General features: G+C 70.9%; 10 protein-coding genes and 1 pseudogene. 6 read left to right on the forward strand and 5 right to left on the reverse strand.

The window, feature by feature from the left end; genetic code table 11:
* Positions 1–199: 199 nt before the first annotated feature.
* The 3 genes from ACFY0P_RS09850 to ACFY0P_RS09860 all read left to right on the forward strand — a co-directional run bounded on the left by ACFY0P_RS09850 (position 200) and on the right by ACFY0P_RS09860 (position 5,240).
* Positions 200–1,729 carry a VWA domain-containing protein gene (locus ACFY0P_RS09850; RefSeq protein ID WP_388909215.1) on the forward strand — a complete coding sequence of 510 codons (1,530 nt, stop codon included), beginning with the start codon at positions 200–202 and terminating at the stop codon, positions 1,727–1,729.
* Between the two features lie 144 nt (positions 1,730–1,873).
* Positions 1,874–3,592 carry a methionine--tRNA ligase gene (gene metG, locus ACFY0P_RS09855; RefSeq protein ID WP_388909217.1) on the forward strand — a complete coding sequence of 573 codons (1,719 nt, stop codon included), beginning with the start codon at positions 1,874–1,876 and terminating at the stop codon, positions 3,590–3,592.
* 157 nt (positions 3,593–3,749) lie between these two features.
* Entirely contained in the window at positions 3,750–5,240 is a 1,491-nt protein-coding gene (locus ACFY0P_RS09860) for a polysaccharide pyruvyl transferase family protein (RefSeq protein WP_388909219.1), read from the forward strand.
* Between the two features lie 156 nt (positions 5,241–5,396).
* On the opposite strand, the pseudogene ACFY0P_RS09865 reads toward ACFY0P_RS09860, so the two are convergent.
* Positions 5,397–5,975 (reverse strand): annotated as a pseudogene (locus ACFY0P_RS09865) (pectate lyase); the annotation flags it as partial.
* Between the two features lie 218 nt (positions 5,976–6,193).
* Here ACFY0P_RS09865 and ACFY0P_RS09870 point away from each other — a divergent pair.
* Both ACFY0P_RS09870 and ACFY0P_RS09875 read left to right on the forward strand, forming a co-directional pair.
* On the forward strand, positions 6,194–6,670 hold the full coding sequence (locus ACFY0P_RS09870) for a hypothetical protein (protein ID WP_388909221.1): 477 nt from the start codon (positions 6,194–6,196) through the stop codon (positions 6,668–6,670).
* A gap of 81 nt (positions 6,671–6,751) precedes the next feature.
* On the forward strand, positions 6,752–9,277 hold the full coding sequence (locus ACFY0P_RS09875) for an FG-GAP-like repeat-containing protein (RefSeq protein ID WP_388909223.1): 2,526 nt from the start codon (positions 6,752–6,754) through the stop codon (positions 9,275–9,277).
* A gap of 74 nt (positions 9,278–9,351) precedes the next feature.
* Here ACFY0P_RS09875 and ACFY0P_RS09880 read toward each other — a convergent pair whose 3' ends face one another.
* Positions 9,352–10,317, reverse strand: coding sequence for an intradiol ring-cleavage dioxygenase (locus tag ACFY0P_RS09880; RefSeq protein WP_388909225.1), 966 nt, complete (start codon positions 10,315–10,317; stop codon positions 9,352–9,354).
* Positions 10,318–10,612: 295 nt separating this feature from the next.
* Entirely contained in the window at positions 10,613–12,376 is a 1,764-nt protein-coding gene (gene aspS / locus ACFY0P_RS09885) for an aspartate--tRNA ligase (protein ID WP_388909227.1), read from the reverse strand.
* Positions 12,377–12,549: 173 nt separating this feature from the next.
* Here aspS and ACFY0P_RS09890 point away from each other — a divergent pair, with 173 nt between their 5' ends.
* Positions 12,550–14,661 carry a SpoIIE family protein phosphatase gene (locus tag ACFY0P_RS09890; protein WP_388909229.1) on the forward strand — a complete coding sequence of 704 codons (2,112 nt, stop codon included), beginning with the start codon at positions 12,550–12,552 and terminating at the stop codon, positions 14,659–14,661.
* A 15-nt stretch (positions 14,662–14,676) separates the two neighbouring features.
* Here ACFY0P_RS09890 and ACFY0P_RS09895 read toward each other — a convergent pair whose 3' ends face one another.
* Positions 14,677–15,708, reverse strand: a complete 1,032-nt coding sequence (locus tag ACFY0P_RS09895) for an AI-2E family transporter (protein WP_388909231.1) — start codon at positions 15,706–15,708, stop codon at positions 14,677–14,679.
* Positions 15,709–15,972: 264 nt separating this feature from the next.
* Positions 15,973–16,950: a pirin family protein gene (locus ACFY0P_RS09900; protein ID WP_388909233.1), complete on the reverse strand. Its 978-nt coding sequence runs from the start codon at positions 16,948–16,950 to the stop codon at positions 15,973–15,975.
* Positions 16,951–16,964: the final 14 nt, after the last annotated feature.

Here is a 16,964-nt window from a genome sequence, read left to right on the forward strand (position 1 = left end):
GCTCAATCATCACCAAAACCCGAACCCCCTATGAACCCAACGGAAACGAGCGGGAGTTGAGAACCGGCTGGGACTCGACCGCCGTACGCCCGACAGGAGTCATCGACCCTCCCCAAGATCGCAACCTGGGGCCGCTAACCTTACGTGTCCGTCCTGGCCAGCGATTGACGGGTATCAACTCACGCGAAGGGTTGCGCACATGGGCATTCTCACTCTCCTGCGGAACGCATTCGGCAGGTCGCGAAAGCCGCGCCCTGCCGAGGCAGAGGGTGCGGACCAGCTCCCCTCGCAGCCGACGCAGCAAGCGCCGACGCCGGAACCGGAAGCCCCGGCGGCGGTCCCGGAGCCCCGCGAGGCGACGACCGACGAACACGATCTGGTCTCGGCCGCTTTCGACAACGTGACCGTGCCGAAGCAGGCGACACGGACGATCGAGCCGGAACTGGAGGTCCGGGCAGAGCCGGAGCCGGTGGCTGAAGAGACAGCCCCGGAGCCGACGGCCGAGCCCGTGGCCGAAGCGCCCGCGGAGCCGGCGGCCGAGCCGGTCACCGAGGTAGCGGCCGAAGCCGAGCCGACGCCGGAACCGGAGCCCGAGCCCGAGGCAGAGCCGGCGTCGGAACCGGAGGCCGAAGCCGAGCAGGCCGCGACCCCCGAGCCCGAGCCGGCCGCCGAAACCACCCCGGAACCCACCCCCGAGCCGGTCGAGGCGACAGCCGAGACCACCACCCCGGAACCGGCCGCAGCCGCCGACGGCGAACCCGCCCCACAGGCGCCACCCGCACCCGACGACGAGACCGTCACGGGTGGTGCGGGCGGGAACGACCAGGCCGAAGGCGAAGCCGAGGCCACGACCCCCGAACCCGTCGCAGCCGCCGACGGCGAACCCGCCCCACAGGGGCCACCCGCACCGGACAACGAGACCGTCACGGGTGGTGCGGACGGGAACGACCAGGCCGAAGGCGAAGCCGAGGCCGCGACCCCCGAACCCGTCGCAGCCGCCGACGGCGAACCCGCCCCACAGGCGCCACCCGCACCCGACGACGAGACCGTCACGGGTGGTGCGGGCGGGAACACGGAGGCCGAAGGCGAAGCCGAGGCCACGGCCCCCGGCGACGCCGCGACCACCGCCCTCGCCAAGGCCAACCTCACCGGCACCCGCGCCGCCACCTACCTCGTCCTCGACCGCTCCGCGAGCATGCGCGCGTACTACAAGGACGGCTCCGCCGCGGCCCTCGCCGACCAGACCCTCGCCCTCGCCACCCGCCTCACCCCGGACGGCGAGACCCCTTCCGTCCACGTCGTGTTCTTCTCCACCGAGGTCGACGGCACCACCGACCTCACCCCCGCCTCCCCCGAGAACGCGATCGACGAGGCGCACGCCGGCCTCGGCCGCATGGGCCGTACCAGCTACCACGCCGCCGTCGAGGCCGTACTCGCGCACTACGACAAGCACCACGGCAAGGACGGCACCCCCGCCCTCGTCGTCTTCCAGACCGACGGCGCCCCGGACGCGAAGACCCCCGCCACCCAGTCCCTCACGGACGCCGCGAAGTCCCACCCCTCGGTCTTCTTCTCCTTCGTCGCGTTCGGCGAGCACGAGAACAAGGCCTTCGACTACCTCCGCAAGCTGAAGACCGACAACGCGGCCTTCTTCCACGCGGGCCCGACCCCCCTGGAGCTCACGGACGCGGAGCTCTACGACGGCCTCCTGATCGACTGGCGCCCGTAGAACCCCGGAACCCCACCGGTACGGCCCCGCCCCATTGCCGTCCGCTTCTCACCCAATAAAACGGGAAGCGGGCGGCATACACATGTCGGCTACGATTTCAAGGTTCGCAATAGCAGCAACAGACCGACCTGGGAGCAGCCCCCGATGGCTCGACACCTCATCACCAGCGCCCTTCCGTACATCAACGGGATCAAGCACCTGGGCAACATGGTGGGGTCCATGCTCCCGGCGGACGTGTACTCCCGGTACCTCCGCCAGCGCGGCCACGACGTCCTGTACATCTGCGCGACGGACGAGCACGGCACCCCCGCCGAGCTCGCGGCGAAGGAGCAGGGCCTCCCGGTCGACGAGTTCTGCGCCCAGGCGCACGACGCCCAGAAGGCGGTCTACGACGGCTTCGCACTCGCGTTTGACTACTTCGGCCGGAGCTCCTCCCCCGAGAACCGCGAGATCACCCAGCACTTCGCCCGCCGCCTGAACGAGAACGGCTTCATCGAGGAGCGGTCGATCCGCCAGGTGTACTCCCCGGTCGACGGCCGTTTCCTCCCGGACCGCTACGTCGAGGGCACCTGCCCGCACTGCGGCTACGACAAGGCCCGCGGCGACCAGTGCGAGAACTGCACCCGCGTCCTGGACCCGACCGACCTGATCAACCCGCGCTCGGCGATCTCCGGCTCCACCGACCTGGAGATCCGCGAGACCAAGCACCTCTTCCTGCTCCAGTCCAAGCTGGAGAACGAGGTCCGCGAGTGGGTCTCGAAGCACGACAGGGACTGGCCGCAGCTGGCCTCCTCGATCGCCCACAAGTGGCTGACCGAGGGCCTGCACGACCGCGCGATCACCCGCGACCTGGACTGGGGCGTGCCCGTCCCGGCCGACACCTGGCCGGAGCTCGCGGCCGAGGGCAAGGTCTTCTACGTCTGGTTCGACGCCCCGATCGAGTACATCGGCGCGACGAAGGAGTGGGCCGACCAGGACCCGGAGAACCGCGACTGGAAGTCCTGGTGGTACGACGTCGACACCGACGTCCGCTACACGGAGTTCATGGCGAAGGACAACGTCCCCTTCCACACGGTGATGTTCCCGGCCACCGAGCTCGGCGTCCGCGAGCCGTGGAAGAAGGTCGACTTCGTCAAGGCCTTCAACTGGCTGACGTACTACGGCGGCAAGTTCTCCACCTCGCAGAAGCGCGGCGTCTTCACCGACCAGGCCCTCGACATCCTCCCCGCCGACTACTGGCGCTACTTCCTCATCGCCAACGCCCCCGAGTCGGACGACTCGTCCTTCACCTGGGAGCACTTCACGGCGACGGTCAACAAGGACCTGGCCGACACCCTCGGCAACTTCGTCAACCGCGTCCTGTCCTTCTCCAGGAAGCGCTTCGGCGACGACGTCCCGGCCGGCGGCACCCCCGGCGAGGCGGAGACGAAGCTCGGCGCGGAGATCGCCGCGCTCCTCGCCGAGTACGAGTCCCACATGGAGTCCCTCCAGTTCCGCAAGGCCGCCGCGGCCCTGCGCGCCCTGTGGTCGGCCGGCAACTCCTACCTGGAGGAGAAGGCCCCCTGGCTGGAGATCAAGACGGACAAGGACGGCGCGGCGCTGACCCTGCGCACGGCGATGAACCTGATCCACCTCTACGCGGTGGTCTCGGAGCCGTTCATCCCGGCGACGGCGAAGACGATGCGCGAGGCCTTCGCCCTCACCGAGGACACCGCGACCTGGGTCACCGCCGACGAGGCGAAGGCACTGACCGCCGTCCCGGCCGGCACCCCCTTCACCGTGCCCCCGGTCCTGTTCGCGAAGCTCACGGACGAGGACCTGGAGACGTACAAGACCCGCTTCGGCGGCGAGACCGCCGCGTAAGCGCGCACGCACCGCCCACGACCGACCACCGAAGGGCCGGCAGGAGAGCTCCTCCTGCCGGCCCTTCGACGTACGTGAGGCAAGTCCCAGGTAAGAGACCGATCAGTCTCTTACCTCATCTTCACTCTGCATTTACCTCCGGGATAGTGTGCCGTTCGTGAAACGAATCCTGATCCGCTCCGGGAAGAGCCCGTTCCGTGTCGCCACTCCGGCGGAGTTCATCCACCAGGACCTGATCGGGACCAACACCGGGAACCTGCTCTTCAGCGACTCGGCGCACAAGATGCTGACCACCCCGGACACCGAGGTGACCTCCAACGGCATCCGCACCGACCCCTCGGCCCACCGCGCCGCGGAGATCAACGAGCGGTACGACGTGTTCGTCGTACCGCTCGCCAACGCCTTCCGCCCCACCTTCCACGCCTCCCTGGACCGGCTGACGACGCTGATCGAGCAGCTCACCATCCCGGTCGTGGTCTTCGGCGTCGGCGCCCAGGCCCCCGCGGACTACGACACCGCGTGGCTGAACCCCATGGCCGACTCGGTCCGCCGCTTCGCCCGAGCGGTCCTGGACCGCTCGGCCTCCATCGGCGTACGCGGCGAGCTGACCGCGGGCTACCTCAAGGGCCTCGGCTTCCACGACGTCGACATCATCGGCTGCCCGTCGATGTTCCTGTACGGCGACACCTTCCCGGAGCTCCGGGCCGCGGAGCTGGGCGCCACCTCCCGCATCGCCCTGAACCTCTCCCCGGACGCGATACCCGTCGGCGACATCTCGGGCATCGCCCGGCACGCCTGGGAGCGCTACCCCCGCCTCACCTACTACGCGCAGAACACCGCCGACGCGGAACTGCTGATGTGGGGCGACACCTCGCCGGAGTCCGGACACACCGACCCCTTCCCGCTCCGGCTCAGCCACGCCCTGCTCCAGGAGAACAAGGTCCGCATGCCGCTGGACCCGGCCACCTGGATCGACGAACTGCGCGGCTTCGACTTCGCCTACGGCACCCGGATCCACGGCAATGTCGCCGCCCTGCTGGCGGGCACCCCGAGCGTCGTCCTCACCCACGACTCGCGCACCCTCGAACTGTGCCGCTACTTCGACATCCCGCACCGCGCGCTCACCGAGCTGGACGCCGGCACCGACCCGCGTGACCTGTACGAGGACGCCGACTTCTCCGCCATGGTCAAGGGACACGGTGAGCGCTTCGAGCGCATCATCGCCTTCCTCGACCGCAACGACCTGCAGAACACCTACACCCACGGCGACGGCGGCGCCGCCTTCGACGCCCGCCTGGCCGCCCTCGACCTGCCCGCGTCGATGCCGGTCTGGGACGGCGGCGACGACGGCCAGATGCGCTACCGGATCAGCCGGCTCCGCGAGCGGATCACCGCCGCCGACTCCAAGGCCGACCGGCACGCCAAGGAGAACAGGGAACTGCGCACCCGGCTGACCGACGCCGAGAAGCGCGCCACCGAGACGACCCGCCAGCTCGACGCCCTCCGCAAGGAACTGACCGCCGCCACCAAGCGGCTGTCCGCGGTGGAACGCCAGGTCACCGGCATCGACAAGCGCCTCATGGTCCGGCTGGGCCCTGCCCTACGCCGCCGCGTCCGCCGCGCGAGGCCCACGTCCCCCCAGAACTGAGCCCGCGCCCGGGACCGGCCGGGCGCGGGCACGGACGTCAGCGGGTCTGTCTCAGCCGGCCGTCAGCACCCCGGCCCCGGCCGTCTTCGCCAGCTCCGTCGGCAGGTTCTTGGCGGTGCTCTCCAGGCCGGCCTTCAGGGTCGGCGTCCAGTTCACGCCGGTGATGCCGGTCTTGGTGCCGGGAACGCCGACGATCGTGGTGTTGGCCGGCACCTTGAAGACGATGTTCGCAGCCTGCTTCTTCTGCGCCGCGGCGCGGGCCGACTCCTGGGTGCCGGAGGGCAGCTTGGAGCGGCCGTACGTCGACGTGTCGAACGCCTTCAGATACGCGCTCAGCGAGTACCCCGTGCCCGCCGCGTAGTCGGCGCGGGTCAGCTTCTTGCCGGAGTCGTCGGTGTTGGCGTCGACGGTGCCCTTGACCTTGATGACGCGGGGCGTGGTGGCGCTCGCCGATCCCAGCGCCTTCACCAGCTGGGCGCGGGTGGAGACGGTGAAGGTGTGCGCGGAGTCGGCCTTCGCGCCACCGGTCGTACCGGAACCGGACGACGCCCAGCCGTCCTTGGCGGCGAGCGTCCGGTGGTAGAGGTCCACGGCCGACGTGGCGTTCGCGCTCAGTACGAGCGCACCGGCTCCGACCCCGGCGGCCACGACGGCGGCGGAGACGACGAGGGCACGGCGCCTGCGGAGGGACCGACGGTGGGAGGCAGAGACCACGGGGGAGTCCTTTACGTACATCCGAAGTGCTGGGGACGGCCCGCCGGGGGCGGACTTCACTCCTCCGTGGTTGTGGAGATCGAAAAGGTTGTCGTGAATTTTTCTGCGGTGTGGTGCCCGTCCCGGGAGCGAGCGGCGAAAGTTGACGCGGGCAGTCGTTTCCCGGCCGGGCAGACCGGTGGGTGGCACCGGCCTGCCCCGACCTTCGCATGTCCACAACACATCCGTATGGTTTCGCCATGGCAATCCCAGAGCTCATCCCGATCGCCTACGAGCCCCATGGCCGTACCGAGGCCATCGGTCATTACACCGGCGGGCAGTTCCTGGCGTCGGTCACCTACGCGTTCCCCGAGGGGTTCCGGCTCGACGAGGGCTGGGAGGAGCAGAAACGGCTCTACTCGGTGTTGCATCTCTTCGACGCCGAGGGCCACTACCGCGACTCGCAGATCTGGTGTGCGGGCAGCTGGGCCGAGCAGCAGCTCGATCCGGACGGCACCGGTTCCGTGCTGGCGCGGGCCCGCGCGCACCTGGCGGGCATGCTGCGCAGCCTGCCGCGGCGGACGTACACGGACATCGCGATACGCCCGTTCCAGCTCATCGTGGACGGCGTGTTCTTCGGTCTGGTGGCGAAGGACGACGAGGACGGCGGGTGGGCCGAGCTCTACCCGGACCATCTGGGCTTCGGTGAGCCGTGGGACGGCCGGTACGACACCTGACCGGCATGGACACGCCCAAGTGCTGGTAAAGTCCGTTCACTTGTGCGAGGGCAGGGGACCCTCGCGGGGAGGGACTCTCACGTGGGCAGATACGCCCTGCCGCACCGCCGGCTGGCGGTCGCGATCTCTTCGGTGGCGCTGGTCCTGACCGGCGGCGCCGTGCTTCCTACGACGGCCGCGGCGGCCCCGGTCATGCCATGGACCTCGGCCACCGCCCTCACCGGCACCGACGTCTCCACCATGGTGAAGGACCTCGTGACCACCCCGGACGGATCCGCCGTCGCGATCTGGAACCAGTTCGCGGCCGCGGGGTCGGCCGAACGCAAGCTGTACGCCGCCGTCAGGCCCGCCGGCAGCGACACCTGGGGCACCCCCGCGCTGCTCGCCACCACCCCGGACGAGGCCGGCGGCGTCAAGCTGCACGCCTCCGCCGACGGCACGGTGACCGCGCTGTGGCTGGAGTACCCGGACGAGACCGCGCCCGGACGCGGGCCCTTCGACAGCCGGGTCGTCAGCTCCGTGCTCGCCGCCGACCACTCCGGCTGGTCGGCGCCGGTGGAGCTGGTCGGCACCGACGCCTCCTGGGGCGACGGCGGAATCGACCTCGCCGAGGCCCCCGACGGCACGCTCACCGCCGTCTGGGGCACCAGGTCGCCGGACTCCGGCGCGCCGGCGGAGGTGTACGGCGCCACCCGCGGGGCCGACGGCACCTGGTCGGCGCCCGAGCAGCTGAGCGACACGGTCGCGGACGGTGCCGACGGGGCCCACTCGCCGAGTGTCGCCGTCACCTCCGACGGCACCGCCGTGGTCGTCTACAAGCAGACCGACGGCCCGTCCGCCTCCGTGCGGACCGTCTCCCGCGCGGCCGGTGCCGCCGGCTGGACCGCCCCGGCCGCCGCGAGCCCCACCTACCAGTCGGTGAGCGATCCCGAGGTCACCGCGGCCGACGACGGCACCGCGACCATCGCCTTCGAGGCCACCGACGAGTCCGAGGACCAGGCCATCCTCACCGCCACGCGCTCGGGCGCCGACGGCACCTGGTCCGCGCCCGAGACGGTGACCGCCACCGACGATCTCGCCGGGACCCCCGAGCCGCTGATCGCCCCGGACGGGGACGTCACCCTGGTCTGGGTCGACTACACGACGACGTTCAGCACCCGCAGCGCCACCCGGGACGCCGCCTCCGGCACCTGGTCGGCGGTGCGGACGCTGTCCACGTCGTACGTCCCGGAGGCCTGGGACGCCGTCATCGCCGACGACGGCACCGTGCACGCCCTGTGGCCGCAGACGGTGGGCGGCAAGCGGGGCCTGGCGGAGTCCGTGCGCGGGGTCGACGGCACGTGGAGCGCCCCCACGCTGCTGCCGGGCTCGTCGGCCGCCTACGTCCTCGGCCAGGTCAGCGTGGGCGCGGACGGCGCCGCCTCCGCCGTCTGGTCCGGTGCCACGAGTGCGGCCGCCAACTGGCAGCTGTTCGGCAGCCGCACCGCCTGGCCCGCCCTCGCCGTCAGTGCCTCCAGCGTCCCGGCGGCCGCCCCGCTCAAGGGCACCACCACCGCGAGCAAGGCCTGGGCGCCCACCTGGACGCTCAGCCGGCCCACCTCCTCCTGGACGGTGACGCTCACCGACGCGGCCGGGAAGACCGTCCGTACGCTCACCGGCTCGGCCGACGGCCTGACCGTCGCCGCGAGTTGGAACGGCCGTACGGCGTCCGGAGTTTACGCCCCCAACGGCCCCCTGAGCTGGACGCTGAGCGCCACCCAGCAGGGCGCGGCCGCCTCCGTGAAGCTGGCCTCCGGCAAGGTCACCGTGACCGGCGGCGCCGCCGTCGCCCGGGACTTCGGGGGCGCCTCGGGCACCCCGGACGGGGCCGGCGACCTGCTCACCCTCAACTCCTCGGGTGGGCTGACGTACCAACTGGGCACCCGTACGGGGACGTTCTCCGGCAAGGTCACCGGCACCGGCTGGACCACGTCGAGCAGGTTCGTGCCCTACGGCGACCTCAGCGGTGACCGCTGCGACGACGTGCTGGTGCGGACGGGCAGCGGGGCCCTCAGGCTGTACAAGCCGGCCTGCGGCAAGGCGCTCACGCCGTCGACGTCGTACACGTCCCTCGGCAGCAGCGGCTGGAACCAGTACGACGTGCTGACCTCGCCCGGCGACGTCAGCGGCGACGGCCGGCCCGACCTGCTCGCCCGCAACTCCGCCACCGGGGCCGTCTACCTCTACAAGGGCACCAGCAACGGCAAGCTCTCCGCGCGCGTGAAGCTGTACGACGACTGGAAGACGTACAAGAAGGTCGTCGGGGTCGGCGACCTCGACGGGGACGGCGTCGGCGATCTGCTCGCCCAGGACAAGTCGAACAACCTCTACCGCTACAGCGGCACGGGCAAGGGCGGCTTCAAGGCGCGGGTGAAGCTGTTCGGCGCGTGGGGCGGCTCGTACAACGCCGTGGTCGGCGTGGGCGACATCACCGGGGACGGCAGGGCCGACCTGGTCTCCCGTGACACCTCCGGCAACGTCTACCGCAACAGCGGGGACGGCAAGGGGTCGTTCGGGGCACGGGTGAAGATCGCCAGTGGCTGGGGCGGGTACAAGGCCGTCTCCTGAACGGCCGGTTCGCGTGCACGGTGGCGCCCGGGTCCTTCGTGGTCCCGGGCGCCTTCGTGTGTACGGGGGAGGGGTTACGACGCCGAGGCCGAGGGTGACGCGGAGGCCGAGGGGGCCGGGCCGCCACCGCCCTCGCCGTCGTTGGTGGCGTCCGTGTCCACGGTCATGGTGATCGAGCCGAGGACGCCCTTGCCGATGTCGTCGTGGCGGTAACGGAGCTTCAGCAGCCCGCCCTTGGTGCCGGACTGGTCGTAGATGGTGTCCTCGGTGAGGGTGGTGCGGGTGGTGGTGTTGGTAACGTACGGGTCGAGGGCCGTGGTCGCGATGACGGCCTCCTCCTCGAAGAAGAACTGGCCGGTGTGGCAGGTGTGGCCGCCCTCGTAGCCGGCGTCCGTCCACTCGCCGTCCACGTGCACCTTGACGTGGATGTGGACGCAGCGGCCCTGGTACCAGCCCGGGAAGACGGTCTTGAAGGTGACATGGCCGTGCCGGTCGGTGTGCCAGGTGCCGCGCAGGTAGCGGGTGTCGTCGGTGGGCTCCTGGTGGCCGCCGCCACCGCCGGGCGGGGGTCCGGTGGGGGTGTCGGTCGGCGTGCCGGTGGGCGAGCCGGACGGCGCGGGGGCGCCTCCGCCCCCGCCGCCGCTGCCCTGCGACTCGTAGCCGGAGTAGACGCCGACCGCGTCGCAGTGCCAGATGTCGACGGCGGCGTTGCGCACCGGTTTGCAGGTCTCGGTGTCGATCACGCGGAGGCTCAGGGTGAGCGGGATGCCCGGCCGGTCCTCGGTGACGTTCTGGCGGAGCTTGTCCGCGTCGATGTAGTAGGGGCCCTCGACGGCCTCCGAGGTGAGCTGGTAGCAGTCCTCCGACGGCGCGGGCTTCGGCTGCCCGTGCCCCGGTGCCTTTCTCTCCCCGGCGACGGCGTTCGCGGCGAAGACCCCGCCCAGGCCGACCGCCGCGACGGCACCGGCGCCCACGGTGACGACCTTCCGCCGCGTCGGGTCGTCCGGACGCCGCTGATCGAGCTTCTCGTTGTCTGTCATGCGGCCGGAAGGTAGGTAAGAAAGCTGGGAGCGAGCTTAGAAAAGGTCGCCCTGTCCCCGACGTACGGAATTACGGCCGGAAAACGGCGCCGGAAATGCCGGAGGCGCGCCGGATACGCCCGGCGCGCCGGCACGCGGTGCCTTCGATGACCACCGGGACCGCAGCTCGCACGGGGTGTCGGGAACGGGCAGCCGCACACGACGAGGGCCGGAAATCTACGGTGATTTCCGGCCCTCTTGGAATTCCGACGCGGTAGGGCTTCCCTTATTCCGGCCCTTCCCGCGACGTTTTCGCTTACTTCGGCTGCGGCTTCCGGATGGAGATGTTCAGCTCGCGCAGGCGGGTCTCCTCCAGCTCGGTCGGGGCGCCCATCATCAGGTCCTGGGCGTTGCCGTTGAGCGGGAAGGCGATGGTCTCGCGGATGTTCGGCTCGTCGGCGAGGAGCATCACGATGCGGTCCACGCCCGGGGCGATGCCGCCGTGCGGCGGGGCGCCGAAGCGGAACGCGCGCAGCATGCCGGCGAACTCACGCTCCACGGTCTCCTCGTCGTAGCCCGCGATACCGAAGGCCTTGAGCATGATGTCGGGCTCGTGGTTCCGGATGGCACCGGAGGACAGCTCGACGCCGTTGCAGACGATGTCGTACTGCCAGGCGAGGATGTCCAGCGGGTCCTGGTTCTCCAGGGCCTCCATGCCGCCCTGGGGCATGGAGAACGGGTTGTGCGAGAAGTCGATCTTCCCGGTGTCCTCGTCCTTCTCGAACATCGGGAAGTCGACGATCCAGCAGAACCGGAAGACGTTCTCCTCGAAGTGCCCGGAGCGACGGGCGGCCTCGACCCGGACCGCGCCCATGATCTTGGAGACCTCGTCGAACTCGCCCGCGCCGAAGAAGACGGCGTGCCCGGCGGCCAGCTGGAGCCGCTTGGTGAGCTCGGCGACGTTGTCCTCGGTGAGGAACTTGGCGATCGGGCCGGTCAGCGAGCCGTCCTCGCCGACGCGCACCCAGGCCAGGCCCTTGGCGCCCTGCGAGACCGCGTAGTCGCCGAGCTGGTCGAAGAACTTGCGGGGCTGGTCCTGGACCGCCGGGACCGGCAGCGCGCGCACGTGCTTGCCGGCGAAGGCCTTGAACTCCGAGCCCTCGAAGATGTCGGTGATGTCGACGAGCTCCAGCTGGGCACGGAGGTCCGGCTTGTCGGAGCCGTACTTCAGCATCGCCTCGCGGAACGGGATCCGCGGGAACGGCGAGGTGACGTGGCGGCCGTTGCCGAACTCCTCGAAGAGCTCGGTCATCAGCTGCTCGATCGGGCGGAAGACGTCCTCCTGCTCGACGAAGCTCATCTCGACGTCGAGCTGGTAGAACTCGCCCGGCGAGCGGTCGGCACGGGCGTCCTCGTCGCGGAAGCAGGGCGCGATCTGGAAGTAGCGGTCGAAGCCGGAGATCATCAGCAGCTGCTTGAACTGCTGCGGGGCCTGCGGCAGGGCGTAGAACTTGCCCGGGTGCAGGCGGGAGGGGACCACGAAGTCACGCGCGCCCTCGGGGGAGGTCGCGGTGAGGATCGGGGTGGCCATCTCGTTGAAGCCGAGGGCGACCATCTTGTGGCGCATGGCGGAGATCACGGCCGTACGCAGCATGATGTTGCGGTGCATGCGCTCGCGGCGCAGGTCCAGGAAGCGGTACTCCAGGCGCCGCTCCTCGTTGACCCCGTCCTCGGTGTTGATCGTGAACGGCAGCGGGGCGGCCGCACCGAGCAGCTCGACCTCGCCGACCTCGACCTCGACCTCGCCGGTGGGAAGGTCGGAGTTGATGTTCTCGGTTCCACGTGAAACAACGCGGCCGTCGACGCGGACCGTGGACTCCTTGGAGAGCTTGTCCAGAGCCTCGTACGCGGCGGTGCCGGGGCGGGCGACGAGCTGCGTGATGCCGTAGTGATCGCGCAGATCGATGAAGAGGATGCCGCCCAGGTCGCGCCGATTGTGCAGCCAACCGCTCAGCCGGACGTCGGTGCCGACGTCAGAGGCGCGGAGCTGGCCGCAGGTGTGGGACCTGTACCGATGCATCGTCGTTCATCGTCCTTCGAGAGAGGTGGTGACTGCCGGGTCTGCCGGCCCGGCGAGAACGGGCACGGGGCCCGGACCCGTCAAGGGTACCGGGCAGGCAAAGATCGCCTCCCCACCATTTATCCCTCGGGAAACGGTGGCAGTCTTCGATCTCATCTTCTTAAAGTGGGGCAATGCGAACTGGCGAGCCCCTGCCCGCCGTGGAGGACGTCCTCGCCGCCCTCGCGACCGGGCTGTGGCACTGGGACACCGCCACCGGGCTGGTCACCGCGGATGCGGAGGCAGCCCGGCTGATCGGGTTGCCGGCCGAGCCGTCCGTCCTGTCGGAGGCCCTGGTCCGGTCCCGTTTCCACCCCGTGGACTGGAACGAGAACACCAGCATCACCCGGCTGGCCGCGGTCGAGGGCACTCTTGGGGAGGTCCGGCTGCGGGTCATGGACGAGCGGGGCCGGCTGATCCGTACCGTACGCAGCCGTTTTCGACCGGTGTACGACTCCGAGGAGCGCGTGTACCGGGTGACCGGCACCATCCAGGAGGTCTCCGAACCGCCCCCCGGCACCGCCGGGCAGCATCCGGTCACCGGCGACTGGCGGCGCTCCCGGGAGGCGTTCCTGCTGGACGCGGGCCGGGCGCTGGCCGAGGCGCGGTCCACGGAGGAGGTGCTGCGGGTCGCCGCGGGCCTGTCGATGCCCGGGTTCTCCCCGGACGGGCTGGTCGTCTTCGGGGTCAAGGGCGACCGGCTGATGATGATCGGCCACCACGGCCAGGACATCGACGAGGACAGCCCCTTCAGCAGCATGCCGCTGGACACGGACTACCCGGCGGCCGAGGTGGTACGGACCGGCCGGGCCGTCTACCTCTCCTCCGCCGAGCAGTACAAGTCCCGCTACCCGGTGACCTGGCCGCTCGCCGAGCGCTTCGGCCGGCAGTCCTGGGCCTTCCTGCCGCTGACGGTGGCCGGGCGGACCATGGGCGCCTGGATGGCGGGCTTCACCTACCCGGTCTCGTTCACCCCCGACGAGCGGTCCGTGCTCACCACGGTGGCCCGGATGCTGGCGCAGGCCCTGTCCCGGGCCGGGATCGCCGACTCGGAGCGGGAGCTGACGGACGGCCTGCAGCGCTCCATGCTGCCGACGCTGGGCCCCGAGATACCCGGCATGGACACGGCCGCCCGCTACATACCGACCGGCGGCGGGCTCCAGGTGGGCGGCGACTGGTACGACATGATCCCGCTGCCGTCCGGCCGGCACGCCCTGGTGATCGGTGACGTCCAGGGCCATGACGTCCGGGCCGCGGGTCTGATGGGCCAGCTGCGGATCGCGCTGCGCGCCTACGCCTCCGAGGGCCACCGCCCGGACGCGGTGCTCTCCCGGGCCTCCCGTTTCCTGCACGGGATCACCTACGCCGAGGACGACGCCGACCTGCGCTTCGCCACCTGCCTGTACGTCGAGGCCGATCCGGCGACCGGGATGCTGGAGATCGCCCGTGCGGGCCATCCGGACCCGGCGATCCGGATGGCCGACGGCACGGTCCTGCGGCGGCCGACGGCGGGCGGGCTGCCGCTCGGCATCGACCCGGACGCCGACTATCCGACGACGCGGTTCGCCCTGGAACCCGGCGAGACCATGATGATCTGCACCGACGGTCTGATCGAGACCGGCGGCCACGACATGGAGAGCGGCTGGCAGCGAATCCGGGCGATCATGGAGGAGCACGGCGACGGCAACCTGGAGAAGCTGGCCGACGGCCTGGTCCAGGCCGTGCACGGGCCCTCCTCGCACCACACCACCGGGCCGCTGGCCGACCGCCGCGAGGACGACATAGCGGTCCTGCTGCTGTCCCGGCCGGGCACCGGGCGCGGCGACGAGCCGCTGGCCGTACGGCCACGGATCCGCCGCACCCTGCTGTCGGTGGCCCAGGACGAGCCCGAGCGGGTCGCCGAGGCCCGTCAGCACGTGCGCGAGCTGCTGCACGACTGGGGCTCGCCCGACCAGGTCGACTCGGCGGTGCTGCTGGTCTCCGAGATGCTCACGAACGTCCTCGTCCACACCGACGCGGACGCACTGCTGCTCGCCGAGGTCTCCGGCCGGCCCCCCGGACGGCGGCTGCGGGTCGAGGTAACGGACGCCGGCGACGACCTCCCGCACAAGCGCCGCCCCGGCGAGCTGGCCTCGTCCGGCCGGGGTCTGGTCCTGATCGAGATCCTGGCGGACACCTGGGGCGTCGACCCGCGCGGGCAGGGCAAGAGCATCTGGTTCGAGCTGTACGAGGCCGACAGGTCGTAGTCGGTCGGGTGGCGTCTAGCCGGGGGCGTAGCGGGCGCGCAGCTCGTGTACGACCCCGAAGACGGCCGCGGTGAGCGGTACGGCCAGCAGCATGCCGAGGATCCCGGCGACGGAGGCTCCGGCCGTGATGGTCAGCATCACCACCGCCGGATGCATCTGCACGGTCCGGCTCTGGATCATGGGCTGCAGCACGTGCCCTTCCAGCACCTGCACGGCGAGCACGACGCCCAGCGCCCACAGTGCGATGACGAAGCCGCGGTCGGCGAGGGCGACCAGGACGGCGACGGCGCCGGAGATGAAGGCGCCGAGGTAGGGGATGTAGGCGCCGACGAGGACGAGCGCGCCGAGGCCGACGGCCCCCGGTACGCGGAGGACGAGCAGGCCGACGGTGATGCAGACGGCGTCGATGAACGCGATGACGGTGGTGCCGCGCATGAAGCCCTCGATGCCCTCGAAGGCCCTGCGGGCCATGGCCTCGACCATGTCGGCGCTGGAGCCGGGCGCGACGGCCCGGATGGTGGAGACGACCCGGTCCGAGTCGCGCAGGAAGAAGAAGACGAGCAGCAGCGCGAGGACGGCCATGGCGATGCCCTCGCCGACCACGCTGACACCGCTGATGACGTTGGAGGCGGCGGTCCCGCCGAACTTGGCGAGCAGGTCCCTGGCGCTGCCGGCCAGGTCGCCGACCGAGGTCCCGGCGGCCCCGAAGTGCTTGGCCAGGGACTTCGCGGCCTGTTTGAGGGAGGCGACGATCTCGTCGCCGGTGTCGACGAGGGCCGCGACGACGATGTAGACGGCACCGCCGGCGACGGCGACGACCGCGACGCAGGTGAGCCCGGCGGCGAGGGAGCGGTGCACGCCGACCCGGACGAGCCGCCGGTACAGCGGGCCGAGCAGGGCGGTGCCGAGCAGGGCGAGCAGGACCGGGGTCACCGCGGTGCGGAACTCGGAGCACAGCCGGATGCCGACGTATCCGACCCCGGCGGCCAGCAGCGCCACGGCACACCACGCGGCGAAACGGCGCACGGGCTCGGGCAACAGCTGCACGGGTCCTAGCGGACCATGCGAGGCCGACGGATGCCCCGCCGTACACCTCCCGCCGGGTGAACGTGCCTCCAGCCGCCGTACCAGGGGGCTCCGCCCCCTGGTACCCCGAAGCCTTCGCCCACCCACCACCCGACTCGGCCGACGAAGACGCGAGGCCGGAGACAGGAAGACGACTCGGTCCATGGAGAGGCGAGGTTGAGTTGGTGGTGTATGCCGAGAGGCCCGGCGCGGGGTGGCGCCGGGTCTCTTTGGGGGCGGTGTCGGTTACGCCTGCGGGCCGGTCTCCGTCATGCCGTGTACGGCCGGGATCGTGCCCAGGCGGCCCTTCTGGAAGTCCTCGAAGGCCTGCATGAGCTCGTCCTTGGTGTTCATGACGAACGGGCCGTAGTGGGCCATCGGCTCACGGATCGGCTGCCCGCCGAGCAGCACGACCTCCAGGTCCGGCGTGTGCGAGTCCTGCTTCTCGTCCGCGCGGACGGTGAGGGAGGAGCCCGCGCCGAAGACGGCCGTCTGACCCAGGTGGATCGGGCGGCGCTCGGCGCCCACCGAGCCCTTGCCCGCCAGCACGTAGGCGAGGCCGTTGAAGTCCTCACGCCACGGCAGTGTGACCTCGGCGCCCGGGGCGACGGTCGCGTGGATCATCGTGATCGGGGTGTGGGTGATGCCGGGGCCGGCCTGGCCGTCCAGTTCGCCCGCGATGACGCGCAGCAGCGCACCGCCGTCGGGGGTCGTCAGCAGCTGCACCTGGCCGCCGCGGATGTCCTGGTACCTCGGCGCCATCATCTTGTCCTTGGCGGGGAGGTTCACCCACAGCTGGAGGCCGTGGAAGAGGCCGCCGGACACGACGAGGGACTCCGGCGGGGCCTCGATGTGGAGGAGACCGGAGCCGGCCGTCATCCACTGGGTGTCGCCGTTGGTGATGGTGCCGCCGCCGCCCTGGCTGTCCTGGTGGTCGAAGACGCCGTCGATGATGTAGGTGACGGTCTCGAAACCGCGGTGCGGGTGCCAGGGGGTGCCCTTGGGCTCGCCCGGCGCGTACTCCACCTCACCCATCTGGTCCATCATGATGAACGGGTCGAGGTGGCGGTAGTTGATCCCCGCGAACGCCCGGCGCACCGGGAAACCCTCGCCCTCAAAACCGCTCGGCGCGGTCGTGACGGCGAGCACGGGACGGGCCACGGCGTCGGCCGGCGCGGCCACCCGAGGCAGGGTGAGCGGGTTCTCGACAGTCACTGCAGGCATGTTGGCTCCTCCTT

It is taken from the genome of Streptomyces sp. NPDC001714 (genome assembly GCF_042892755.1).
Classification (GTDB): Bacteria; Actinomycetota; Actinomycetes; order Streptomycetales; family Streptomycetaceae; genus Streptomyces.